Source organism: Pantoea sp. SGAir0430 (assembly GCF_043549295.1).
The window spans coordinates 73,129-99,129 of sequence record NZ_CP039428.1; the positions used below are offsets into that span (position 1 = coordinate 73,129).

A 26,001-nucleotide genomic window follows, 5' to 3' on the forward strand; every position below is an offset into this window, starting at 1 on the left:
GTCCTGATTTACACGGATAGTCGCACAGCACCGTTGTGATTACAATTTAAACACTATCCGATAAAGGAGGTTTACATGTCACAGGCTACAACTACTTATACGCTGGGCGACCGTCAGGTTGCCCGTCTCGGCTACGGTGCCATGCAGCTGGCCGGTCCCGGCGTATTTGGCCCGCCAAAAGATGAAGCCCGCGCGCTACAGGTGCTGCGCGATGCCGTGGCTGCCGGTGTGAATCACATCGACACCAGTGATTTTTACGGGCCGCACATCACCAATCAGCTGATCAAAAAAGCGCTCTATCCTTACCCCGACGATCTGGTGCTGGTGACCAAAGTGGGTGCCCGACGTGATGCCAAAGGCGGCTGGCTGCCCGCCAGCACGCCGGAGGAACTGACGCAGGCGGTTGAAGATAACCTGCGTAATCTGGGGCTCGACGTGCTGGAGGTAGTCAATTTACGCTCGATGCTGAGCGTTCATGGGCCAGCAGAAGGCTCGCTGGAGCCGCAAATCGAGGCGATGATTAAACTGCAGCAGCGTGGCCTGATCAGGCACATTGGCCTGAGTAACGTGACCGCCAGTCAGGTCGCGCAGGCACAGCATATGACGCCGATTGCCTGCGTACAGAATCTGTATAATCTCGCCAATCGTCAGGATGATGCGCTGATCGACCAGCTGGCGGCGCAGGGCATTCCCTACGTGCCGTTCTTTCCGCTCGGCGGTTTTTCGCCGCTGCAGTCGGAACAGCTCAGCGCGGTGGCCAGCACGCTCAACGCCAGTACGCTGCAGGTGGCGCTCGCCTGGCTGTTACAGCGTTCAGATAATATTCTGCTGATTCCCGGCACCTCCTCGCCGCAGCATCTGCAGCAGAATCTGGCCAGCGCGGCGCTGACGCTGAGCCCGGAGGTGGTTGCGCAACTGGACAGCATTGGTCGGGCGTAAGGCATATGCCGGGGCTATCCCCGTCCGGCGATGCCCGCTTCCACCAGGCAGGCTTTGAGCACACCAAACGCATCCTGGCACTGGCGCTCATCCACGCAGGCGTAACCGAGCAGCAGACCGCGTCGCTCCTGCGGATGCATGTAGTATTGCGACAGCGGCCGCACCTTCACGCCGCGTCGCAGCGCCAGCGCGGCAATCGCCACATCGTCGCAGCCCGGAGGCAGATTCAGCACCAGATGTAGTCCGGCTTCATGATTGACCACCGGCATAAAGGCCGCGCCCAGGTAGCGTTCAATCAGCGTCATCATAAAGCGCTGGCGCTGACTGTAGAGTTTGCGCATGCGGCGGATGTGCGTCATGTAGTGGCCTTTCTGAATAAACTCCGCCAGCGCCCGCTGCACCAGCAGATGGCCGCCGCGATAGAGTTCGGCCGCCGCCACGCGCAGCGGCTGCGCCAGCGCTTTCGGCACCACCAGATAGCCGAGACGCAGTGCGGGATAGAGCGTTTTACTGAAGGTGCCCATGTAGATCACTGGCGCATCTGGCTCAAAGCCCTGCAACGACGGAAATGGCTGGCCGGCGAAGCGAAATTCGCTGTCATAGTCATCTTCCACCAGCCAGCTTTTGTGTTTGCGCGCCAGGTCGAGCAGTTGCCTGCGCCGCTCCAGACTGAGATGCACACCCAGCGGATACTGGTGTGACGGTGTCACAAAAATCATCTTCGGCGCTTTGCTGCGCGTTGCCAGCTCCGGGATAATGCCCTGTTCATCCACCGCTTTGGCCTGAATTTTTAGTCCGTTAATGCGTAACAGGTTGCGTGTGCCCCAGTAACCTGGCTCCTCGATCCACACCGGATCGCCCGCGTCGCACAGTACGCGCGTCACCAGATCCACCGCCTGATGAATGCCTTCGGTAATGATAATTTGATCGGCGTCGGCACGCACCGAGCGCGCCACGCTGAGATACTCAGCCAGCGCCTGGCGCAGCTGCGGACAGCCGCCGTTGCTGCTGTAAATCAGCCGCTCGATGTCAGGTTCGCGATTCAGGCGCGACTGAATCTGGCTAAATAACTTATGCGGAAACTCACGCACATCCGGCGCGCCAGGTACAAATGCGCCCCACTGATAAGGCGAGGCATTGGCGTGACCGAGCAGCGTGGCGCCGCGTTTTGAAATCGCCGCCGGTTTACTCATCAGGGGTTCACTGAGCGGCAGCGCCGGCGTGCTGTTGAGGCTCCCTTCCGGCAGGTTTTCTGCAATCCAGGTGCCGCTGCCGGTGCGCGCGCTGACATATCCCTGCGCGACCAGATTTTCATAAACGTTTAGCACCGTATTACGCGACACCGCCAGCTCGCGCGCTAAATCACGCGTCGCCGGCAGGCGTGAGCCGCGCGGGAAAATGCCCTCTACAATCGCCGCCTGCATGCAGTGCAGCAGGCGCTGCTGCAGCGTGCCTTCCGCGACAAACTGTAGTCGTTCCAATACATGATCGGCGTACAAACTCCGCAATTGGCTCCATCCTTCTCAGTGAAATTGGCTCTGGCAACCGCGCTCAGTGCAGGCATAAATAAGCGTGTTTGTCGTGATTTGTAAAGACGCTTATCGCTAAGGAAAGGTTATGGAAGGTAAAAACAGCCAGTTGCAACAACGCAAAGATGACGCGCTGCCGCGCGGCACCGGTAATCTTTGTCAGTGGTATGTCGATCAGGCCGAAAACGCCACCCTGCGTGACGTTGAGGGCAATAGCTGGATTGATTTCGCTGGCGGCATCGCGGTGCTCAACACCGGCCACCGTCATCCGCGTATCGTGCAGGCCATTGCCGATCAGTTAGCAAAATTCACCCATACCGCATTCCAGGTCACGCCGTATGAGAGCTATGTGGCGCTGGCGGAACGCATCAATCAGCGGGTGCCAATTGCCGGTAAAGCCAAAACCGCCTTTTTCACCACCGGCGCTGAAGCGGTAGAGAATGCGGTTAAAGTGGCGCGCGCCGCCACCCGTCGTCACGGCATCATCACCTTCGGTAACGCCTTTCACGGCCGTACTTTCATGACCATGGCGATGACCGGCAAAGTGGCCCCCTATAAGCGCGATTTTGGCCCGATGCCGGCCTCGGTGTTTCACGCCCGCTACCCTAACGCGGTCACCGGCATCAGCGTTGAGGACGCTATCGCCAGCCTGCACGATCTGTTCAGCCACGACATCGCGCCGCAGGATGTGGCCGCCATCGTACTGGAACCGGTGCAGGGCGAAGGCGGTTTCCACATCGCGCCGGCAGAGTTTCTTACGCAGCTGCGCGCACTGGCCGATGAGCACGGCATCCTGCTGATTGCCGATGAGGTACAGAGCGGATTTGCCCGCACCGGCAAGCTGTTTGCCATGGAGCACTACAGCGTGCAGCCCGATCTCATCACCATGGCGAAAAGCCTGGCGGGCGGTATGCCGCTGTCGGCGCTGAGCGGTCGTGCTGACATCATGGATGCGCCCGGTCCGGGTGGGCTGGGCGGTACTTACGCCGGCAATCCGCTGTCGATTGCCGCCGCGCATGCGGTGCTGGATGTCATCGAGGAAGAACAGCTGTGCCAGCGCGCCAGCGAACTGGGCGCGACGCTGAGTGAACTGCTGCACCGCGCGCGCCGCGCTAACGCGTCGATTACCGACGTGCGTGCGCTGGGCTCAATGGTAGCGGTGGAGTTTGCCAGTGCGCAGCAGGCGCAGGCGCTGCAGCAACAGGCGATGGCACGCGGTCTGCTGCTGCTGACCTGTGGCCCGCAGGGTAACGTGATCCGCTTCCTCTATCCGCTCACCATTCCGGATGCCCAGTTCCGTCAGGCGCTGGATATTCTCGACAGCCTGCTCAGCCAGCCTTAGCGTTCCACCCATTGTCCGATCGCTTGCCTGCCGCGTGCAGGCAAGTTTCACCTGCATAACAGGCGGGGTCTGCCCTGCCTGAGAGACGATCTGGAGAGATATTGATGACTGCTCAGAATGCCGATGTACTGGCTCAAAGCCTGAAACCCCGCCACGTGCGCATGCTGTCGATTGCCGGAGTGATTGGCGCCGGGCTGTTTGTCGGTTCCGGCCATGCGATTGCCGAAGCCGGACCGGCGGTGCTTCTGGCCTATATCGCCGCCGGCGCGCTGGTGGTGCTTATTATGCGCATGCTGGCGGAGATGGCGGTCGCCTCACCGGACTCCGGTTCCTTCTCCACTTACGCCGACAAGTCTCTTGGCCGCTGGGCCGGCTTTACCATCGGCTGGCTTTACTGGTGGTTCTGGGTACTGGTGATCCCGCTGGAGGCCAACGCCGCCGGCACCATTCTGCACGGCTGGTTCCCGCAGGTGGCGGTGTGGGAATACACGCTGGCGATCACCAGCTTCCTGACCATCAGCAACCTGTTCAGCGTGAAAAACTACGGTGAGTTTGAGTTCTGGTTCGCGCTGCTGAAAGTGGTGGCTATCGTCGCCTTTCTTTGTGCCGGCAGCCTGGCGCTGTTTGGCCTGCTGCCCGGCAGCAGCACGCAGGGTATTTCACATCTGTACGACACTAACGGCTTTATGCCTAACGGTATCAGTGCCGTGCTCGCCGCCATTCTCACCACCATGTTCTCTTTCATGGGCACGGAAATCGTCACTATTGCCGCCGCCGAATCTAACGAACCGCGCAAGCAAATTACCCACGCCACCAACTCGGTGATCTGGCGTATTGCGCTGTTTTATCTGCTGTCGATCTTTCTGGTGGTGGCGCTGGTGCCGTGGAACACGCCGTCGCTGATGAAAGCCGGGTCTTACCAGACGGCGATGGAGATGATGAACGTGCCGTATGCCCGGCAGATTGTCGATGTGGTGGTGCTGATCGCGGTATGCAGCTGTCTTAATTCTGCGCTTTACACCGCGTCGCGCATGCTCTATTCCCTGTCGCGTCGTCAGGATGCGCCAGCGGCGGCCTCGCGCACCACGCGCAGCGGCACGCCGTGGGTCGCAGTGCTGATGTCTACCGCCGCAGCATTTCTGGCGGTGATCGCCAACTATCTGGCACCAAGCGCGGTATTTGAGTTCCTGCTGGCCAGCTCCGGCGCCATTGCGCTGCTGGTTTATCTGGTCATTGCCGCTTCGCATCTGGTGCTGCGGAAAAAGCGCGAGGCGCGCGGCGAGCAGCTCAGCTATCGCATGTGGCTGTTCCCGGGTCTGACGTGGGCCACCATGGTGTTCATTGTTGGCGTACTGACGTCAATGCTGTTCAATGCGCAGCATCGTTCAGAAATTATCGCCACCGGGCTGTTAACGCTGCTGGTGCTGGTTGCCAGCCAGATAGTGCACCGCAAGCGCGCGGCGCGTAAAAACAGCGAGGAGATGGTAGCGCTGCGTTCGTAACGCTCGCCTTAACGGGCACGGAAGCCCGCCGTTACTGCACATCAATACTGATCGACTCATCCGCCACGTTAATCGTCACGGTGCAGTGCGTCCACACCGGCTGCCCTTCAGTCATCTCATGTTCGATAAAGTATTGCTGAAAGTCTTTCAGCGCGGCACTGAGATCGCCAATCGCGCGCGCGTCCGGCTCAAACCAGTCCGGTTCGCCGTTTTCATCAAGGTAGTTAAACTGAAACTGCCCGCCCTCCTCATCGGCAAACAGCTCCGCCTGCACCACCAGCACCTGCGCGCCGTCGGGGCCACAGCTAAAAATGATCTGGCCAATGCGGCGATAAAGGTCTTCGTATTGCATAGTGAGAACTCCTGTAAGATGCGGGACGCGCGACAGCGCCGCGGCGGCATTCATCTCAGCCAATGTCTTGACATTATGTCTGAGGATCAGAGAATGAACGCCTGCGAATAACGGACTACAAGAAACGGAGTTTACCATAGCCTGTTCAGCGCGTTACCTCTCTGTTACCCACATTAAACGCGTCGCCCGTCTGCTGTCTGCCGTGCTATTGCTGGCCAGCTGCGCCTCGGAGCCGCCTAAATCGCTGGTCACCCCGTTTCCGTCGCCGACCAAACCTCCTGTTCCGGCTAAACCCGCAGCGCAGACTGAACCGCTGCGCGGCGTCTGGCTCACCACGGTGTCGCGCCTCGACTGGCCGCCGATATCCTCCGTTACAGCCAGCCCGGCGCTGCGTATTCGCCAGCAGCAGCAGGCGCTGACGGCCAAACTGGATAAGCTGCACAGCCTGGGTATCAACACGGTGTTTTTCCAGGTGAAGCCCGATGGCACCGCGCTGTGGCGTTCGCGCATCCTGCCATGGTCCGATACCCTGACCGGCAATATCGGGCAGGATCCGGGTTACGATCCGCTGCAATTTATCCTCGACGAGGCGCACAAACGCGGTATGAAGGTGCATGCATGGTTTAATCCTTATCGCGTGTCGACCAATACCAAACCTGCGACTGTGACGGCGTTAAACAACACGCTCCAGCTGCAGCCGGCCAGCGTGTTTGTGCTGCATCGCGACTGGATCCGCACCGCCAGCGACCGCTTCGTGCTCGATCCGGGCATTCCGGCGGCGCGCGACTGGATCACCAGCATCGTGGCGGAAGTGGTGTCAAACTACGCCATTGATGGCGTTCAGTTCGATGACTATTTCTACACCGAAACCGCGGCATCGCCGCTCAATGACAGCGCCACCTTCCGCCAGTACGGCGCGGGCTTTGCCAGCAAAGCCGACTGGCGGCGGCACAATACCCAGCTGCTGATCGAACAGGTTTCCCACACGATTAAGCAGCTCAAGCCGGGCGTTGAGTTCGGCGTCAGCCCGGCGGGCGTATGGCGTAATCTGTCGCACGATGCAGCCGGCTCCGATACGCGCGGTGCGGCGGCTTATGATGAAGCCTATGCAGACACGCGCCGCTGGGTGCAGCTTGGCCTGCTGGATTACATCGCGCCGCAGTTGTACTGGCCGTTTGCCCGTCAGGCCGCGCGCTATGACGTCCTGGCGCGCTGGTGGGCCAATGTAGTACAGCCCACGCACACCCGGCTGTACATCGGCGTGGCGCTGTATAAGGTGGGTGAAGCCTCGAAAAGTGAGCCGGACTGGACGGTTCAGGGCGGCGTTCCCGAACTGAAAAAACAGCTCGATCTGAATGAATCGCTGCCGCACATCGACGGCACCATTCTGTTTCGCGAAGATTACCTTAATCAGCCGCAGACGCAGCAGGCAGTCGATTATTTACGTCAGCGCTGGGGAAAATGATTTATTCAGGCCAGCAGTATTCCTCTGCTGGCCTGAAGCGTTAGCGCGGGTTATCCGGATCGAGTAATTCAATACTGCGCGGCACGCCGTTCACGCGGACTTTCAGGAAACGGCGGGTGATCCACTTCCCCGTGGCGTCCTGCTCCTGCCGTTCAAAAAACGGCCCACGCAGCAGCAGTTCTTTATTATTGTTGTAGCCAAAGCCGACATCTTTATTGCCCACCCAGTGCTGTTCAAAGGCGACGACCGGCTGGTTGTCCAGCGCCGTAGCTTCTTCCGCACTGCAGGCGGTAAAACTTTTGCGGAAAATAAAACACTGACCGGACTGGTAGCGATCGCGCCCGTTGGTTTCCACCAGCGCAATCGAGAAGCCGGTATAGGCCGGAATTTTAACGTACAGTTTGGTGTGTGCGCCTTTGCCCTCGATATGCACCTTAATTACGGGTGAGGAGCCTTCGCTGTACCAGCTGCCAATGGTGTTATCGTCGTTGCGCGCCTGCAGATAAATATGCGCCACGCCCTCCGGTGTCCGGTAGCTGTAATCGGTTTGCGTTTCCGACTGGGAAACATACTGCGCACTGCCGACAATGCGCACGTGAATTTGTGAGGTGGCGTCGGAAAAATTAAATTCGCCGACGTAAAACCATTTCGCGTCTTTGCCACGGTTATCCATGTGATGCTGCGAGGTGGTGAAGTCATAACTCAGCGATCCCTGAATGATCGCGCCAAGATCGGAAATCTCCATCACGCCACGATCGCCTTCCGCCAGCAGCGTCCATGGCTCAATACCCTCTTTGCTGAAGTCAAAGCCCGCGCTATCGCGGTGCACGCTTTTCTGGATAATCATCGCGCGGCAATAACCCATCTTCATGGGATTTTGCGTCGATTCAATCACCAGCCCTTCAATCGTCCACTGACCATTGGTGAGATCGCCGGCGAATTCGGAGTGCTCGATCCAGCCATTACGAATAAACGATTGCGTACAGCGCGGCAGATCGAATACCGGCTGTCTGGTGCTGCGCTGCAAATTAAAGTTGGAGAGTTCAATCGCGGTCGAATGATCCCAGGCGCCTTTTTCCCGATCGGACCAGCGCGCATAGACAATACTGCCCTGACAGCCACGTGAATAAAACTGGTCGATTTTACAGTCCAGCGTATCAATCAGTTCCAGCGCCCGCCCGCCGAGGTAGCGAAACTCCATACTGCTGACGCGCAGAAACTGGCCACCGATAATACTGTTGGTAAAGAAGCCGACATTATTAAACGCCGTGCCGCCGTCTTCGCCGCTGTCAGAACTCATGCCTTTCACCACAAAACCGGAAATTTCCACATAGCGTGCGCGCACGCTGAAGAAATGGGTTTTGCGCGGTTTCGGTCCCCAGTTAAATTTCAGCGTGGTGGTGGGGAAATAACCGAAGTTGACCGGCGCGCCGGAAATTTTAAAGCGGTTAATCTCTCTGTCGCTGCCCAGCACTTCCGCTAAATCAAAGCCGGACAGGCTGAACTCACCGGCGGTAAAGCGAATGCCCGCGGAGGGTAAAACACGCTGCGACCATTTAAACATGCGGATCACCGCATCAATACAATCGGTGGTGCCATCGGCTATCGCGCCAAAATCCACCACCGTGACCGCGCTGTAATCGAGGACTACTCTTTTCCAGCGCTTTTTACCGGACGTCACAAAATTCAGCCCGCCGTCATCGGGCGTGCTGTTGTCGGTGGCATCGTAGACAAACACGCCGCCGCCCATCCGACTGCCACGGCTGTATTCCAGCACCGACGCAATTTCGCCAATCGAAACAGGTTCCTGTTTACGTAAATCGTCAATGGTATGTAATTGAATCACCGTCCCGGTGGCAGATGGTGTGGTAGTGCTGGTGGTGCCAGATGTATTCGCCATGGTGTTCCCCATAAATTATTAACGTAATACGACAGAGCATCAGCAGTATAAGTGATTGAAAATTAATATATTGACCTGTACCAGCTTATACGGGAGCTTTTCAGCGGCGTGATGTGGCGAGAGAGAATAACGATATGATTCCGGAAGGAAAGCGAAGCGACAAAATTACGTTTTACAGATTTATCGCAGAATAATTGTGGTAATCGCCGGTACGAACGTTCTGATTAATTTGACTTACGAAGAAGAATGGCTTGAATTATCGAAATATTTCCGGCGATCATCAGTTTAATTTTTTACGCGAGATAACGCGCCAGTGAAAATTTTCGACTGGCGCGTTGCCGTCAAAATGTCGCGTTCAGGCCAATATTCCAGCTCAGCTGATGATAGGCGCTGTTGCCACCGACCGCAGAAACCCCGGCAAAGGCGTTGACCGTTTCACCCAGCGGCACGCTGGCCCCCAGCGACATATCCAGCCAGTTTTTATCACCGGCGCTGACGCTGCGTACAAACCCGGTCTGCGTTGACTTCAGCCCGGCGCGCACCGCGTTCTGCGTATCGTCAAACTGGTGGTTATAACTGAGCTGCGCCCACGGATTCACCGGCCACAGTTTGCTGTCGATACGCCAGCCAAGCGCGCCGATTTGCGAATGCAGGGTTTGATCGGAAAAGCGCATGGCGGTGCTGCTGTCGCCGTTTTCGCTGTAGCCCCCTGCCCGCACATAATCCAGTGCGTAGCTGGCAACCGGACCGGTAGAAAGGTGTTCGCCTATCGGCACATCCCAGCCGGTTTGCACCCGCAGCCCGAGCATTTTGCCGCTGCTGCTGCCCTGTTCGGTGCGCGTTGCCGGGCCGATATCGATGCGACGTTCGATGCTGTCAAAATCGAGATCGGCATAATGCACATCCGCGTTGATCCAGCCCTGCTCCAGCAGCGTCAGCTGGCTATACAGCGCCAGCAAATTGCCGCGCAGCTTGTAATCATAGTGCGCCGAAGGATGCTGGTGCTGCGCGGTGCTCGACAACAGCAGACCCGCCTGCCAGTTATCCGTGAACTGATAGCCTAATCCCAGCGTCAGGCTGCCAGTATCAGCGTCGCCGTTAAGCAGGCTGTCGCCGCGATAATCAATATGCTGACCGGCATAGCCGCCGAACACGCTGACCTGACCGGCGCTGGCCGGCTGCTGACGCTGCTGCTGTAAATGGCCGTCGAGGGTGTTCTGCATATCCCGCGACAGCATCAGCGGCGCCCGTGCCAGTGCCGCCACCTGCGCAGGTGCGTCGAGGATCGATTGAATGTAGTCGGCGATCATGGCATGTACCGCCGGGCTGGGATGCAGCCGGTCGGCAAACAGATAGGCCTGCGCGTTGCTGAAACCGGGCGTTGATGAGGTGCATTCGGCGGCAGAGGTGCCGACCGGACAGGCCATCCCCAGCGTATTGCTCAGGCCATAGCGTTGCGGATTGGCAATTACCTCGTTGAACAGGCCGGCGATGTCGGCACGCACAATGTTGCCATTCAGCGCCACCAGCCCGGCCTCTTCCTGCTGGTTATAGCCATCGGAGAGGGCCGTCACCTGCTCGCTGAGCACCTGCCAGCCCGAAAACAGCTGCTGCGCCAGCGCGGCACGCAGCGCCGGGATGGTCGATACCTGTGCGGCGGCCTGATCGAATGCGTCGCGCACCGCCTGCTGGCGCGCAGCCACGTCGGGCGTGGCATGGCTGTCCAGCGAGGCAAACGCCGCGACCATCGCCGACTGCGCCGCCGGGCCCAGCACACTCAGCACCGCCTGCACCATGAAAGGCGTGGAGCCAAGCTGCGGCACGTTTGGCACGATTACCGCCCCCGCACCGGCATCCAGCAGGGTTTTGATTTGCGACACCGCCGCGCTGGCGCTGTTGCTGATGGTCTCGCGCGCGGTAAGCGGATTGGTCACCGCCGCCGCGATATCGTTAGCGCCCACCCAGTGAATGTACAGTCCGTTGCTATCTGCGCGGCCGCCGGTGGATTGCAGATAAGCAGCCAGCTGGTCTTGCGTATTGAGGCTGGCATCCAGCGCCGGCACGGTAACGCCGCCGCCCTGTGCATAGTTGCTGCCACCGCGCGACGACGGCTGCAGCGTTTGCCCGAGCTGTGCGGCGAGGATCTCGTCATACAGTGGATGTTGCGCGCCATCATAAGTAAAGCGCCCGACATTACCGCCATCGCTCAGGCTATCGCCGAAAACCGTCAGGTTATCCCACGCCAGGGCGCTAAACGGCACATACAGGCAACTCAATGTGGCAAACGCGACCGCCGATCGCGCCAGGTTGCGACTCTTCATCATTCACTCCGAATCAGGCCAGAGCTCATGTCTGGCCGCTAAAGGTGCCGGCGCGTCAGGATGCCGTCGCGCAGGCTGAAAACCGCTTAAGCAGCGGAAAGGACAGTGATAACAAGGATGCTTAAGGTGTAGTCAGGCAGGCGCGCCTTTACCAGGCAGAGAGCGGAAATTTGCGGGATGGATCGGCACGTCAGGGATTGTGGACTGACAACCGCAGCGTGAGGAACGGTGCTTTGAGTGACAAAGCGGCGGCGTTAACTGAAGCCAGTATAATGCGCAGATCTCAGGTATCCATATAACTCACTGATCTTATTGATATCAAGTTGCTCCCGGATGCCAACCGGGGTTGCAGTTTTAGGCAATTTGCGACGTGACACAGGCGCAACAAAAAGTTATCAGGCAACTTCCGGAAGTGATGGCTTTCGAATACGAAGCGGAGCCAGGTGATCGCACAACCGGGGCAGATAATCATCCGGCTGGCAGGCTATGTACAAATCCCGGTGCAATGACCGGGATTCACTCTAATAAGGCTGATAGTCCTCATATTGCCAAAAACTAAAACGGCTGAGCTTTTGAGCAATCTCGGGCCAATCATCTGCATGACAATCAGCGATCTGTTTTTTTATAAAGGCTAAAATTTTATCGTAATTATACTCATTAATGATGATCATCCCTTTACCCCAAAAAACGTCTTTTTTTTCAGCCTCCAGGGCTAACCATTTAGGAGTACAAATTAATATGTCGAAATACTCAGCTCCTTCTTCATTATCAGGGCCAATCATCGCCCTAACCCAACTCCCAAAAACTTCAGGGTCGTCTGGCCAATAGAAGAGCAAATCATCTTCTATATCTAATGAACGTAATTCTTTTAATAAAGCTTTCATTTAATTATATCCAAATGGCCATTACTAATCGGCGGCTCTCCACGCGCTACTTTTTGCTCGAAATTAGCCTGAATTCCTGTTGTAGCTTTTGTACTATTTGGTTTAGCTGAAGGTGGCCGATAGACTCTTAAGCCATCAGCACTTACCCATGATGTTCCATCTTTGGATATTCTGTAACCCGGCCCCCCCCATGCTTCTCCTAATATATTGGCTTCATTAGTTGTGGCATTTCCTAAGCCAAAGTTTCCTTTATTTACTTTAGCTGCATCACGTAACATCCCAATATGTTATGCAATATTTAATGTTTTGGAATTACTAGCTAATTGACTATTTTTCGCCGTATTAGCTGCTACAGCTTCAGCCTTCGCTGCCATCGCTTCTACCGCTGTCTTACCAACCCCGATGGCGCCAGCAACACCTACGCCCCCTGGTGTCACAGCTTCAGCAACCTGCAAACCAGCATTATTCAGGCATATCCTTGGAGCTACTTTACATCCTTCCAGTGCAGCCTTAGCGAGAGCAGCAATTTCAGGAGTGGCGGCAACAATCGTTGCCCCTCCTGCCACAGCACTTACGCCAGCAGAGACAACAAGGTTACCCTCTGCAACCCCTTTGGCTATCCCGGCCTTACACGCTGTATCACACTCTGGTGTTTTACCCAGCCAGAACCCAAGGTCTGAGCCAGCCATTGCACTCAGCGCATTATTCTCAACCGCATTCTTCCCTGCCTGAGCGCCGGCCAGCGCACTGGCGCTACTGCCGCCGGTCACGCCGCCTGCCAGACCTGCAGCCAGGGTACTCAGTGACTGATGATCTGCTTATCCGACTTCTGCAGGTCACTCACCTGTTTACCCGGATACATCGAATGTATGATCAACTGACCCATCAGCTCTCCGCTGACCGCACCGGTCGCGCCTGCTGCCGCGCTGTTGCCTGCCGCCCACGATGTTACCGCACCTACCACTGCATGAGCCATCGCTTTTGCGGCCTGATTGTCAGCGGTATATTTGTGTATCTGCTCGGCCAGATACGGTGCCGCTGCGCCGCTGGCTGCCTGCGCCAGATTGCCACCCGCCAAACCCTGAATCGCCGCAGTCGCCGCCTGAATCCCCTTCTGGATATCGCTGCCGGTGCCCCAGAGTGCCATGGCCTTCTTATAATCACTGCTGTTTTCCAGCGCTTCCTGATACGCTTTCTTTTCAGCCGCAGGCGCGTCGGCATCCGGCTGGTTTATGTTGTTTTTTGCCAGTTCCTTCTTACCTGCTTCCGTCGCCTCAATCTGCCCCTGCGTCCGGGCGATATCAGCAACCTGGCTGCCTGGTTCACCGATCAGCTGAGCCGTCTGCAGGCGTTTCTGCTCCTTCTCTTTGTCGAAAATCGGGCTGATGCTGTCATTAGCGTGCTCGGTGTCGCGGCTAAGTGCAGCAACATCCTGCTGCTGATTTGCCTGGTCGCGCACCACTATCGTTCCCTGGGCAACGGCTGTGTACCGCCACACCACGGTGCACCCTGGCGGGTTTTGCACCAGCAGATCTCATAATCTGCACTTATTAAGACATCAAATTTCTCGCTAAATCAAAAGCTCACGATTCTGGCATGCGGGTTGCTAAGCCTTTGGTAGAGATGTTGGACCAATTAAGGCAAAGCGATGCATGACCCGGCTGAACTCCATCCCATTATTCCGACGCGCAGCGATACGCTGATTCTTGATGCGCTCACGCGCTACATGGCGCATGCCGGCGCGCAGCCGGGCAGTCGCCTGCCGCCGGAGCGCGAGCTGGCGGAGAAACTGGGCGTCAGCCGTAATACGGTGCGCGAGGCGCTCAAGCGCTGGGAAGCACTTGGCATCATTGTGCGCAAAAAAGGCAGCGGCACCTTTCTGCAGGCGGAAGTCGGTCTGCATGACAGCTTTCTCTCTCTGCGCTTTAAAAACGACTCCGCCAACATGCTTCATGCGCTGGAAGTGCGCCGCATCATTGAGTCCGAATCCTGCGTGCTGGCCGCGCAGCGCGCCAGCGCCGACGACCTGCTGGAAATCGAACGGCGGCTGGAAGAGATGGAGCGTGTGCACCTGGCTATCGGTTCCGCCGGGCCGGAGGATTGGGCTTTCCACACCAGCATCTACCGCGCCGCCGGTAATCCGCTGCTGTTGCAGATGCTTAACGGCGTCTACGACACGCTGCACGCCTTTTTCGAATCCCCGCCAGAGCAGGCACTGTTTTCAGACTCGTTTCCCCTGCACCGTGAACTGTTTAACGCCATCCGCGCCCGCGACAGCCAGGCCGCGCGCGCCCTCTGCCACCAGATTCTTGATATCACCGAACGCGACATGAAGGACGTGATCCATGCCAAACGCTAAACCTATTGCGCAACAGACACTGCTGACCCACGACCAGCGCCACGAACAGGGCGCCGTAACGCCACCGATTTATCAGTCCTCGCTGTTTACCTTCAGCGATTACGACAGCATGATCGCCCGCTTTCGCGGTGAGAGCGACCAGCCGCTCTATTCCCGCGTTGATAATCCGACGGTCAAAGCGCTACAGGATAAAGTTGCCGCGCTGGAAGGCGGTGACGCCTGCCTCGCCTTTGCCAGCGGCATGGCCGCCATCAGCAACGCGATTTTGAGTGTGGTTCAGCCAGGCGCGAAAGTGGTCTGCGTCAATCATGTCTATCCCGATACTTACCGCTTTTTGCGCGGCTTTTGTCAGCGTTTCGGCATCACGACGCAGTTTGTTGATGGCGACGATGAAGCGGCGGTGGCCGCCGCGCTGTCCGGCGCCAGCCTGCTCTATCTGGAAAGTCCCTCCAGCTGGGTGATGAGTGAACAGAACCTGCGGCAGCTGGCCACGCTGGCGCGCGATGCGGGCGTCGTCACGTTGATTGATAACAGCTGGGCTTCGCCCATTTTCCAGCAGCCGCTGCTGAGTGGTATCGACATCGTGGTGCACTCCGCCTCGAAGTACATCAGCGGCCACAGCGATGTAGTGGCCGGCCTGGTGATTGCCAGCCACCAGCACATCAACAACATTGCCCGTCACATTAGTCCGTTCCTTGGCGGCAAACTGTCTGCGAACGAAGCGTCTTTGCTGATGCGTGGCCTGCGCACGCTGCCGCTGCGCATGAAGCAGCATCAGCAAAGCGCCCTGCAGCTGGCGCAAAAGCTGCGTGACCATCCGCAGGTCAGCGCGGTTTGCCATCCCGGGCTCAATCCCCCTGAATGGTCCACGCTGCGCGGTTACAGCGGGCTGTTTTCCTTTGCCGTGACCGAACAGGTCGACATACCGCAATTCTGCAACGCCCTGCAACTGTTCCACATGGGTGTCAGCTGGGGAGGTTTCGAGAGCCTGGTGATGCCGGCGATTTCGGTCATTAATCAGGCCAGTGAATTTAATTCAGCCCAGGATTTTGGTGTTTCGCCGCGCCTGATCCGTATCTCTGTTGGCCTCGAAGAGACCGACGATCTTTGGACCGATCTGACTCAGGCACTTGCTGCCGCCACTCACCGTTAATCACGCTCCGGAGAACCAGCCATGACAACACGTTTCGCCCTGAAAGCCCTGATACTCGCCGTGGGTTTAGGCAGCGCCTTTTGCAGCCTCGCCGCCAAACTCACCGTGGTGGAAGTCATCACCAGCCCGCCACGTACCGCGCTTCTGCAAAAAATGCTCGACGAATACAAGACGCAGCATCCTGGTACCGAGATTGAGCTGATTTCGCTGCCGTGGGGTCAGGCATTTGAAAAACTGGGCACCATGTTACAGAGCGGACAGGTTCCGGATGTGGTGGAGATGCCCGATACCTGGCAAGGCTTATACGCCAGCAACAATATGCTGGAAGATCTGGAACCCCGCCTGAAAAGCTGGCCTGAAAGCGCCCAGCTGACGGACAAAACGCTGGCAATGGCGCGGGCCGCGAACGGCAAAGCCACCATGGTACCGTACGGTTTTTACCTGCGGGCGCTGTTCTGGAATAAAAAGCTGTTTAAGCAGGCAGGACTGAGTGAGCCGCCGAAAACAATGGACGAGTTTGCCAGCGACGCGAAGCGTATTAGTCAGTCAGGTAACGGTATCAGCGGCTACTGCATGCGCGGCGGTGTCGGGGGAACCAATGCGTGGATGATGTTTATGGCGGCGATGAACGGTTCGCCTGCTTTCTTTGATAAAGACGGCAACAGTACCTTAACCCAGCCGGGGGCGATAAAGGGAGCACAACTGCTGGTCGATTTGTATCAGCAAGGCGGCGCGCCTAAAGACAGCGTGAACTGGGGCTTTAACGAGATTGTCTCGGGCTTCTATTCCGGCAAATGCGCGATGCTCGATCAGGATCCGGACGCGCTGATCGCGATTAAAAATAGCATGGCGGCTGAGGATTTTGCTGTGGCGCCCATGCCGGTCGGACCGTCCGGTAAAGCCTTCCCGACCATCGGCTATACCGGCTGGGCGATGTTCAAACAGGGTAAACAAAACGATGTCGCCTGGCCGCTGATTACCTTCCTCAGTAATAAAACCAACAACCTGGCGTGGGCGAAGTTTGTCGGCACGCTACCCATCTATAAAGGTGCGGAACAGGACCCGTTCTATCAGACGCCGCAGTTTGCCGGCTGGTTTAAGGAGCTGAACGATCCAAATTATGTGCCGCTCACCATGCCGACCCATCTCAAAGGCTGGGGCTATTTCAATTCAGTGATCGTGAAAGAGAGCAGCCAGGAGACGTTACTGGGCGAAAACGACACCAAAGATATGGTGCAGGACTGGGCCAGCTATCTGAGTAAAGAGCAAAAAGCCTGGCTCGCCAGCCAGTAATCCCGCGTAAACCGGAGCCCTGAAATGACGCCTGAAATCTCTCTTCCTGCCAGCCCGGCGCGCCGCCGCTGGCGCTGGACCCGGCTTGCGGAGCCATGGTGGTATCTGTCACCGGGCCTGTTGCTGATCGCCCTGTTCATCTTCGTGCCGATGGCGATCGGCATTTCTTACGCTTTTCAGAGCATGAACCTGCTCAATCCGCTGGAGAGCGGCTGGGTTGGCTGGGCGAACTTTGCGCAGATGCTCGACGATCGCCGCTTCTTTCGCGCGCTCGGCCATACCCTTAACTGGACGCTGAGTTCACTGCTGCTGCAGTTCTTTTTCGGCCTCGCGCTGGCGCTGCTGCTTAACCGCGAGTTTCGCTTTCGCCGCTGGGTGCAGGCGCTGGTGTTCTTACCGTGGGCGGTGCCGGCGTTTCTTTCCGGCCTGACCTGGTCCTGGCTGCTCAACCCGGTTGTGGGTCCGCTGCCACAGTGGCTCAGCGACGTGGGCATTCTCAGTGAACCCTACAATATTCTTTCCGATCCGCAACTGGCGATGTGGGGGCCGGTGATTGCTAACGTCTGGTTCGGCATCCCGTTTTTTTCCATCACTTTACTGGCGGCACTGCAGTCGATTCCCAAAGATTTGTATGAAGCAGCAGCCATTGACGGTGCCAGCGGCTGGCAGCAGTTTCGCCGAGTCACCCTGCCGTTTCTCGCCCCGATGATCGCCATTACCGTGATGCTGCGTACCATCTGGATCGCTAACTTTGCCGATTTGATCGTGGTGATGACCGACGGCGGTCCGGCCGGTTCAACCTCGATTCTTTCCAGTTACATCTTCACCACCGCTTATCGCAAACTGGATTTTGGTTATGCCTCGGCGATGGCGGTGTGTCTGTTACTGCTGATGACCTGCTATGCGCTGGTACTGCTGCGCATCCGCCATCAGTTACTTAAGTAAGGAGTCCGCATGCGCCTGTTACCATTGATCGGTCATCGTCTCAGCATCGCCGCCTATTTGCTGTTTGCGCTGTTTCCGTTGTACTGGATCATTAAAATTGCCGTCACGCCGGACAGGTTACTGTTCAGTCAGGGCGTGACGCTGTTACCTGGCGGTTTCACCCTGAGCCACTTTGCCAAGGTATTGACCGACAGTGATTTCCCCACGTTTTTTATGAACAGTCTCATTGTCTCCTGCAGCACTGCCGCGCTGACCACCTTGATTGCCGCGGGTGCCGGCTATGCCTTTTCCCGCTTTCAGTTTCGCGGCAAGATGGTGATGGCGGCCCTGCTGCTGTTTACGCAGATGTTTCCGCTGGTGATGATCATTGCGCCGATTTACCGGGTGATGGCCCCGCTGGGACTGACGAATAGTCTGCTGGGGCTGATTCTGATTTACAGCGCCTTTAATGTCCCGTTCGCCACCTTCCTGATGCAGTCATTTTTTGATGCCATCCCGAAAGATCTCGAAGAGTCCGCCATGCTGGAAGGCTGCACCCGCTTTCAGGCGCTGTACCGCGTGCTGATGCCGCTGACGCTGCCCGGCATGGCGGCGACGCTCGGCTTCGTTTTCACCGCCGCGTGGAGTGAGTTGCTGTTCTCACTGATGCTGATCAACAAAAACGAAGTCATGACCTTTCCGGTCGGGCTGCTCAGTTTCGTCTCCAAATTCGCCGTTTCGTGGGGCGAAATGATGGCTGCCGCCGTGCTGGCGTTAATTCCAGCCTGTCTGTTCTTCGCTTTCATTCAACGCTATCTGGTTCAGGGACTCACCGCCGGTGCGGTTAAGGGGTAAATAATGGCTGAAATTACGCTGGCGCAAATTGAAAAGCGCTATGGCAACGTTGAGGTTCTGCGCGACATCAATCTGACCATTAAAGATGGTGAGTTCGTGGTGCTGGTCGGCCCGTCCGGCTGTGGTAAATCCACCCTGCTGCGCACCATTGCCGGCCTGGAGTTAGCGACGGGCGGTAATATCCATATCGGCAGTCAGCTGATGAACGAGGTGGCGCCGAAAGACCGCGATATTTCGATGGTGTTCCAGAGCTACGCGCTCTATCCGCATCTGACAGTCGCGCGCAACATGGGCTTCAGCCTTGAAATTCAGAAACGACCGCGTGCTGAGATTGAGGAGAAAGTCCGGCGAGCGGCGGAGATTCTCAGCCTGACACACCTGCTTGATCGCCGGCCAAAAGAGCTGTCGGGTGGACAACGGCAGCGCGTGGCGATGGGCCGCGCCATTGTGCGTCAGCCGCAGGTGTTTCTGTTTGATGAGCCGCTTTCCAACCTCGATGCGCAACTGCGCGGCCAGATGCGCGTGGAGATCAAAAAACTGCATCAGCAAATGCACAACACCATCGTTTATGTTACCCACGATCAGGTTGAGGCCATGACGCTGGCTGACCGCATCGTGGTGCTTAATCACGGCGTCATTCAGCAGGTGGGCACACCGCTGGAGCTGTACGACACACCGGCCAATAAGTTTGTCGCCAGTTTTATCGGTTCACCGTCGATGAATTTTATCAACGGCGTGATGACCCCCAGCGGCGTGCGTATCAGCGACAGCGCTCAGTTGCCCCTGAATACGCACTGGGCGGCACAGGCCGCTGGCCGTGACGTCATTTACGGCATCCGTCCGGAAAACATCAGCCTGGCGCAGCCGGGTGAGCAGCATGCGCTGCCCCTTGAAGTGTCGCTGGTGGAGCCGACCGGCTTGTCCGAACTGATTCACGGTTCACTGTTTGGCCACCCGCTGATGCTGTTTACCACCCAGCGTTCCGGCGCGCGCGCCGGTGATATTTTACCGGTCACGCTGGACAGCGAACGTGCGATGCTGTTCGACGCCGCATCACAGCGCCGCCTGTAATTGCACGTTTAAGCGTTCAAAACGACCAGCGCACCCCGGCATTGTAGCGCCAGCCTTTGACGCCGTTGCCGGCAATCTCTTTGCGGTAATCCGCCTCGGCATACAGCGCCACGTTGTTGATGAGGGTCGCCGTGCCGCCGAGGCCGACGTCCCACATCTGGCCAAATTTGCCGCTGCTGAAGCTCTGGCTCAGGTCGCTGTCGCTGGTGCCGACCCTGACCTGCGCCGTACCGCCCCAGCCGCGATAGTAGTTAGCGCGCAGATACGGCGTGTACTGGTTCTGACTGCTGTCCTGCCAGCTGCGCGCCACACGTGCGCCGAGCCGGCCAATGGTTTGATCGTAATCGTTATAGGAGACGCGCGCGCCGTCAGCATCGGTAAAACTGTCCATGTTCATACGCAGCCAGCTAACCTGTGCCTGCGGTTCCAGGCGCACATCACCCGCCAGCATCAGCGGATAGCCAGACTCGACTGACGCCGTCCAGCCGTGCCCTTTGGGTTTAGCGACCGCTTTCTGCCGCGCAATGTCGGTTTCGCCACGGTAGTCGCTCCAGCTCAGCGAACCATCCACATACCAGCCACTGCTGCGCAGCCAGGTGCCATAAAGTGACAACGTATCGCTATCAAAGCTGGTGGAGCTGTAACCGTCAGCGGCATGCGGGCGAATGCGCGTGTTGCCGCGCGTATAGGCGACGCCGCCACGTACGCTATCTTCAGCGCCATCGGCGCGCAGCAAATTGCCGCCCAGCTGTACGGCGCTGTAGTTGAGGTCGAAGTCATAACCCCAGGCGTCCAGGCCGCGATTGCTTCGATACTGCAAATCCGAACCGAGGTAGCGGATAAACATCTCTGCGTTGTCTGCCGGCTGCTGGCGCAGTTCGCCGAGACGCTTATGCAGATCGTCAGTGACTGCCAGCGAGTAGTACGCCAGCCCGACCGGTGCGGAGATCCAGGACGGCACCTGCGGCGTAACCGCCGGACGCACCGCCTTAACCGCACTGCCCGCCTGCGGCTGGCACAGTGAGCCATCGCTGCAGATGAAATTGTTCGCCAGACGATAGTCCCATACGTTGCCGCCTGCGCTACTGCCCGGTGCAAAGCTGTACAGACCATACTGCCACGGCCCGGCTGCCACATAGCCATTGCTCAGCCTGAAGCTGTCGGCGCTGGCGCTGCCGGTCACCTGCACCAGTGAGACGCCTTCGCTGGCCGCGATGACGTTGTCGCGATTGCTGTCCAGCAGCCCGCCGCCCTGCAGGCGGTCATCCACCCAGGTGGTGCCGCTGGCGTTACCGTTAACAAGCAGCACGTCGCTGTGGGTGGCTGTCGAATTGAGTTTCAGGCGGCCCTGCGCGGAGGCCAGACTACCTTCGATGGTCAGGGTATTTGCCGCCACATTGCCACCGTTGGTAAGGTCGAGCGTGCCGGCATTATTCACTACCAGCGAATCATTGCTGGCCCCCTGCAGCCGCGCGTTGACGCCATCGCCGGCGAACAGCGTGGATCCGGTATCGATATTGATGGTGCTGTGCGCCAGTTTAATGTTGTCGCTCAGCGTCCACTGCGTATCGATGAAGTTCAGCGTGCTCCAGCCCGCGCCGAGGTTGGTGCCTTTGGTGAGGTCGTCCTGCCGGAACGAACCGCCGCGCGCATTGAGCTGGCTGAGGTTCAGCGTGCTATCCGCGCCGCCGCTGGTGATATGGCGGGTCTGGTTCAGGCTGATAGCCTGCACCGTCGCCTGATTCGCGCTGCCGTCGCCCATACTCAGGCCGCCATCCAGCGTACCGCCCGTTACCAGCAGCGTATCGCTGCCGTTACCGGTGTTCACTTCGCCCGTGACTTTGCCCGCCAGCAGTGCCACCACATCACGGGTCGCGCCGCCCGCCACTACCACCTGATCGGCGTACGGCGCATCCAGCGTGCCCTGGTTGATAAACACCGTCTCGCCGCCGCGCAGATCAATAAGCGGTGCGACGCGGCTTTGTGAACGGATGGTGCCCTGGTTAACCACCTGGCTGGCGCTGCGGGTGACAATCGCCGAACCGCCATCGGCATCGCGGATATCAATCAGGCCCTGAGCGATCACCCGTCCACGGGTGTTGGCACGCACGCCGGTGCCACTGCCGTTGACTTCAATGCGGTAGTCGCGCCCAATCACTAAATCGTTGCCCGTGGTCGATCCATCTGCGTTTTCAAAACTATAGCCGGTACCGCCTGCGCCGACGTGAATCTGCGCGCTACCCGCCGGATCGAACGAAGTGGCAGAGCGAATGCCGGTGCCACCGTTGGCCTCAAAGCGCACATTACTCAGCGAAATATCACTGATGCCGGCGCGATTGTTCAGCGCAGCGCCGCTGCCGTAAGCACCGATGATGATGTCGTTGGCTTCAAAGCGCTGCGCACCGCTGTCGAGCAGCAAACCATCGGCTTTGCCGTAAGCCGCCAGCGTGCTGGCCCCCTGCCCGTCGCCGTAAATTTTCATCGCGCCGCCGGAGCCCACGCGCAGCGCGGCGGTGCCGTCATTCACGCGTAAGGTGCTGTCGAGCGGTACATACTGACCATAACCGCTGCTGACATCCACGCCGGTGCCGCTGGCGACGCTAACCGTGCCGCGGTTGATAAAGTTACCGCCATCGTGCACCCGGGCCCCGGTACTGTTGCGGCCACGCAAATCCACTACGCCCTGCTGCTGATTAAACAGGCGCGCGTCGCCGCTGACATCAAACGCCGTGGCGTTGCGCCCGGTGCCGGTGATGAGCGAGGCGGCGTAGACCTCGGTGCCATCGCCTGTCGCCTGCGCGCCGAGGGTGTTTTTGCCGTTCAGCGCGATTAGGCTGGTAATAATCCCCTGCGCGCGATCGCTGGCACGCAGCACGGTGGCACCCTTACCGGTGACCTGATAAACATCGGTGCTGGATACCAGCGCATCCGTCCCGCTGACCACGATGCCGGTGCTGTCCCTGCCGCTCAGCGTGACGTTGCCAAAGCCCTGGTTGTACAGCCACGCGCCGTTGCGGATTTCATACAGCGTCGAGTTACGACTGCTGACATCAACCGGGCTGCCGTTGACGATCAGGCGTGAGCCGGGATCAAAAGCCTGATAGCCGATCTGATGCGCGTCATGGAACACCACACGGCTGTTCGCGCCCAGCGTAATACGGCCGCCGGCAAAGGCTTTCGCGCCGACCACGTTATCGCCGTACAGATTAATTGTGCCGTTCTGGTTAATCCGCCCCAGCTGGTGATACGAGACCGCACCGAAGGTGGTGGTTTGCTGGGTGCTCTGACCGCTGTAGAGATTAAGCGTGCCGCTATTGTTAATCTCCGTCAGGGTTTTGCCGTCGTCGGCGCCCGGATAGCCATCGGCGAACAGCGCCCGGCCATTACGCAAAATGTTGATATCGCCGCGGTTGTCGACCGTGGCGCCATACTGCGCGTAGATACCCGTTACGCCTTCCCCCCGCAGGGAAATTGCGCCGCGATTCACCAGCCGCGCATGATTCATCACGGTAAACGGCTGCTGGTTATTGGTGCGGCCGTCTATCGCCGCCTGATTGATCAGTAAAGTGTTCGGATCGAACTGCGTATTAGGGTTAACAACGTTACCCTGCAGCGTATAGCGATTACCGTCAGCGATGGCGACGCGGGCATCAGACCCGTTGAGGTGAATACGCGTTGCGGCATCAATGGTGGCGCGGGCGCCATCAGTGATAGTCAGCCCGCTGGCAAAGCTGGCGATGTTCAGCGTCGCGCCGTGGGTATTAATGTCGGTGCCGGCACCGCTGCCGTACACACCGGTCGCAAACGGGCTGTTCATCGACAAAGTCAGGCCGCGCCCGTCAAAATCCGCGCCCTGCTCGACGCGAAAAATCGTGCCGTTCCACACGGAGGCGCTGTAGCGGCCGTTGGCCGGCAAATTAATGCGCGCATCCGGGCCGATACGGTAGAAACTGATCTGTCCGCTATCCAGCATGCTGTCGCTGCCGCTGGAGGTGGGAATGCCGCCGGCACTGACGTTTACCGTTGCCTGGCCTTCAGCACGAATCCCGATGCCCGCTTTACCGCTGAGCCGGATTGGGCCGGTGATATCGGCACTGGCGTGACCGCCCGGTTCGCCAGTTACCCACACCGCCGTATTGTTGGTGCCGCCAAAGCGGTCGGCGTCACCCGCCACGTTGATCGCCCCGCTGGAGAAGGCGTGCGCCTGGTTGCCCGCCGTGGCGATCACTTTCAGGCCGGTGCTGTTATAGCCATTTAGATTGAGGGTGCCGCGGTTACCCACCTGGCCGCCGCTGCCGGAATCCATCGCCAGCATGGCGATATTTTCGCGCGGTAGCGCCTGCGCCATACCGTTGACATCGATAACACCGTTATTCAGTGACACCGCATTGGGCCCGGCCTCGATGCGCATGCCAACGGCGTTCTCGACTTTTGAGCCGATAACAATACGACCATCATTGATGGCACGTGAGTCGAGCAGGCCGGAAATGGCGCTGATGCCACCGCCGAGGCTGACCGCGACATCCTGCGTGACGTCGCCCTTGTGATTTTGCGGTGTGCGGCCGAGATAAATCGTGCCATCGCGCGCGTTGACGAAGCTGCCCTCGCCGCTGAAACTCACCGCCGCTGCTGAGGAGCCGTTCGCCACATCGTGAATGCCGATGTTAATATTGCCGTGGTTGACCGCACTGCTGCTGCCGAGGAATAAGCCGGCGGTGCCCCACGGCGCATCACCGATATGCACATTGAGCACGCCGTTATTGCGGAAGTCGCTGTCATAAATCGCTGACACCGCCGTGCCCGCATAGCCGAGGGAATCCTCCGCCACGCCCCGTCCATTGGCGGCGTTGAAAAAACCGCTGTTGATGACACCATTATTGATACCGCGCGCGCCGCTGATCAGCTCCAGCGCGCCCGCTTCGGATGAGAGCGCGTTACTGGTCGCCAGTTTTCCGGCGATAATCGCCGTTGCACCGTTGCTGGCGCGCATCACGGCGCTGGCGCTGTTGGCCACTTCCAGCGTTTTGCCGCGATTGATTTTCACACTGGCTTTCGCGCCATCGGCACTCAGCACCACCTGATCGCCGAGTGCGGCAGCCACTTCATCATCGTAATTACCGGTGCTCATGCGGTAAACCACACGACCGTCGCGCAGGCTGAACGCCTGGTTCAGCGCGGCGTTATAACTTTCCGGGCTCAGGTTGCCGCCGCTAATCTGGTCAATCAGCCAGTCGTTATAGTTACGCAATTCATTGAGGTTACTGACGTAATAGGCGTTGCTGCTGCCATCCTTGAGCGTGACATCAAACAGACCGGCGTAGGTCACCACACCTCCGGCATCAAATGCCAGCCGATCGCCACCGTACGGCGGCGTGGCGGCGGTAAAGCGGATGCGGTTATTACTGTCCCAGTTAATCTGGCCGTTATTACTGCTGGCAAATAACTGACTCTGTTTGGCCGCCATTGACCAGCGATTGGTGCTGGCGTTAGCGGCTGCGCCTTGCTGACCAATATTGATATTTAACCGGCCATTAGTGACTGTCGCCACGCGCGCATCAATATATTGCTTATCGTTCACATCATAATAATCTGGCACTACCGTAGCGCCATTAATTTCCGCCGGCGCAATCATTTCCGCACTGTTATAAACCTGATAGACACGATAACTGCCTGTTTCTTCATCCGGAATACCAATAGCGTAATTTTGTGCGCCGAGTTGCAGGCGGGGCTCGCCGATTAAATTGTCATTAATAATACGCCCAATCTTTTGTAGTTCACCCAGCGTGACGCTGCTCATGCCACTTTCTCCAGCGGTAAAGCGCGGTATGTCGCTTAGCGTCTGGGTGGAACCATTACATAAGCAATAAGCGCCAACTTTATTGTCGTTGCGTTCGGGAGTGAAAGGTTTTAATACCACCGCCGATACCGGTGTGGCAGACAGCATTAAGCCCTGCGCAGCAAGCAGGCTCAGTAACAAGGGATTTAATTTAAACACACTATTTTCCTCACCAGAGAAAAGACAAATGCCGCACAGCGAATGCGCAGTGCGGGGAAATAGCGAAGCGAAATATATTGTCGTAATAGCTTACGGCTGGAAATCCGTTGAAATGAG

The 26,001-nt window shown here is 58.1% G+C and carries 19 protein-coding genes; 10 read left to right on the forward strand and 9 right to left on the reverse strand.

Annotated features, from left to right (window positions below):
• Positions 1–75 precede the first annotated feature (75 nt).
• Positions 76–939, forward strand: a complete 864-nt coding sequence (locus E7738_RS19265) for an aldo/keto reductase family oxidoreductase (protein WP_283342321.1) — start codon at positions 76–78, stop codon at positions 937–939.
• Positions 940–953: 14 nt separating this feature from the next.
• Here E7738_RS19265 and E7738_RS19270 read toward each other — a convergent pair whose 3' ends face one another.
• Positions 954–2,447 (reverse strand): MocR-like pyridoxine biosynthesis transcription factor PdxR, encoded by a 1,494-nt coding sequence (locus E7738_RS19270; RefSeq protein ID WP_394516488.1) that lies wholly within the window; start codon positions 2,445–2,447, stop codon positions 954–956.
• Between the two features lie 109 nt (positions 2,448–2,556).
• On the opposite strand from E7738_RS19270, the gene gabT reads away from it, so the two are divergent.
• Together gabT and gabP are read left to right on the forward strand one after the other, a co-directional pair.
• Complete coding sequence (gene gabT / locus E7738_RS19275; protein ID WP_104093303.1) at positions 2,557–3,810, forward strand: 4-aminobutyrate--2-oxoglutarate transaminase; 1,254 nt, start codon at positions 2,557–2,559, stop codon at positions 3,808–3,810.
• Positions 3,811–3,914: 104 nt separating this feature from the next.
• Positions 3,915–5,312 (forward strand): GABA permease, encoded by a 1,398-nt coding sequence (gene gabP / locus E7738_RS19280; RefSeq protein WP_104093304.1) that lies wholly within the window; start codon positions 3,915–3,917, stop codon positions 5,310–5,312.
• Between the two features lie 31 nt (positions 5,313–5,343).
• Here gabP and E7738_RS19285 read toward each other — a convergent pair whose 3' ends face one another.
• Complete coding sequence (locus E7738_RS19285) at positions 5,344–5,664, reverse strand: hypothetical protein (RefSeq protein WP_058759124.1); 321 nt, start codon at positions 5,662–5,664, stop codon at positions 5,344–5,346.
• Positions 5,665–5,836: 172 nt separating this feature from the next.
• Between E7738_RS19285 and E7738_RS19290 the strand changes: the two genes are divergently transcribed.
• Positions 5,837–7,129 (forward strand): glycoside hydrolase family 10 protein, encoded by a 1,293-nt coding sequence (locus E7738_RS19290; protein ID WP_394516572.1) that lies wholly within the window; start codon positions 5,837–5,839, stop codon positions 7,127–7,129.
• Positions 7,130–7,169: 40 nt separating this feature from the next.
• On the opposite strand, the gene E7738_RS19295 is transcribed toward E7738_RS19290, so the two are convergent.
• From E7738_RS19295 to E7738_RS19320, 6 genes are all read right to left on the reverse strand, one after another.
• Complete coding sequence (locus tag E7738_RS19295) at positions 7,170–9,029, reverse strand: hypothetical protein (RefSeq protein ID WP_394516489.1); 1,860 nt, start codon at positions 9,027–9,029, stop codon at positions 7,170–7,172.
• Positions 9,030–9,370: 341 nt separating this feature from the next.
• A complete protein-coding gene (locus E7738_RS19300; RefSeq protein WP_394516490.1) occupies positions 9,371–11,353 on the reverse strand; it encodes an autotransporter outer membrane beta-barrel domain-containing protein in 1,983 nt (660 codons plus the stop codon).
• A gap of 518 nt (positions 11,354–11,871) precedes the next feature.
• Positions 11,872–12,234 (reverse strand): immunity 8 family protein, encoded by a 363-nt coding sequence (locus E7738_RS19305; RefSeq protein ID WP_394516491.1) that lies wholly within the window; start codon positions 12,232–12,234, stop codon positions 11,872–11,874.
• Positions 12,231–12,512, reverse strand: a complete 282-nt coding sequence (locus tag E7738_RS19310; protein WP_394516492.1) for a hypothetical protein — start codon at positions 12,510–12,512, stop codon at positions 12,231–12,233. Before E7738_RS19310 ends, E7738_RS19305 begins: the two co-directional genes overlap by 4 nt.
• A gap of 9 nt (positions 12,513–12,521) precedes the next feature.
• Positions 12,522–13,004, reverse strand: a complete 483-nt coding sequence (locus E7738_RS19315) for a VENN motif pre-toxin domain-containing protein (RefSeq protein ID WP_394516493.1) — start codon at positions 13,002–13,004, stop codon at positions 12,522–12,524.
• 29 nt (positions 13,005–13,033) lie between these two features.
• Positions 13,034–13,693, reverse strand: a complete 660-nt coding sequence (locus E7738_RS19320) for a hypothetical protein (RefSeq protein ID WP_394516494.1) — start codon at positions 13,691–13,693, stop codon at positions 13,034–13,036.
• Between the two features lie 189 nt (positions 13,694–13,882).
• On the opposite strand from E7738_RS19320, the gene E7738_RS19325 reads away from it, so the two are divergent.
• Genes E7738_RS19325 through E7738_RS19350 form a run of 6 tightly spaced genes read left to right on the forward strand, consistent with a single transcriptional unit; the run spans position 13,883 to position 19,889 of the window.
• Positions 13,883–14,593 carry a FadR/GntR family transcriptional regulator gene (locus E7738_RS19325; RefSeq protein ID WP_021509083.1) on the forward strand — a complete coding sequence of 237 codons (711 nt, stop codon included), beginning with the start codon at positions 13,883–13,885 and terminating at the stop codon, positions 14,591–14,593.
• Complete coding sequence (locus E7738_RS19330; RefSeq protein WP_394516495.1) at positions 14,580–15,746, forward strand: PLP-dependent transferase; 1,167 nt, start codon at positions 14,580–14,582, stop codon at positions 15,744–15,746. The genes E7738_RS19325 and E7738_RS19330 overlap by 14 nt, the downstream gene beginning before the upstream one ends.
• A 21-nt stretch (positions 15,747–15,767) precedes the next feature.
• Entirely contained in the window at positions 15,768–17,039 is a 1,272-nt protein-coding gene (locus E7738_RS19335; RefSeq protein ID WP_372774248.1) for an ABC transporter substrate-binding protein, read from the forward strand.
• 24 nt (positions 17,040–17,063) lie between these two features.
• Complete coding sequence (locus tag E7738_RS19340; protein ID WP_394516496.1) at positions 17,064–17,984, forward strand: carbohydrate ABC transporter permease; 921 nt, start codon at positions 17,064–17,066, stop codon at positions 17,982–17,984.
• Between the two features lie 9 nt (positions 17,985–17,993).
• A complete protein-coding gene (locus E7738_RS19345) occupies positions 17,994–18,818 on the forward strand; it encodes a carbohydrate ABC transporter permease (protein ID WP_132463028.1) in 825 nt (274 codons plus the stop codon).
• Between the two features lie 3 nt (positions 18,819–18,821).
• The gene (locus E7738_RS19350) at positions 18,822–19,889 is read left to right on the forward strand and encodes an ABC transporter ATP-binding protein (RefSeq protein ID WP_141495940.1); all 1,068 of its coding nucleotides are present in this window, start codon (positions 18,822–18,824) and stop codon (positions 19,887–19,889) included.
• Between the two features lie 16 nt (positions 19,890–19,905).
• Here E7738_RS19350 and E7738_RS19355 read toward each other — a convergent pair whose 3' ends face one another.
• Entirely contained in the window at positions 19,906–25,686 is a 5,781-nt protein-coding gene (locus E7738_RS19355) for an autotransporter outer membrane beta-barrel domain-containing protein (RefSeq protein ID WP_394516497.1), read from the reverse strand.
• Between the last annotated feature and the right edge of the window lie 315 nt (positions 25,687–26,001).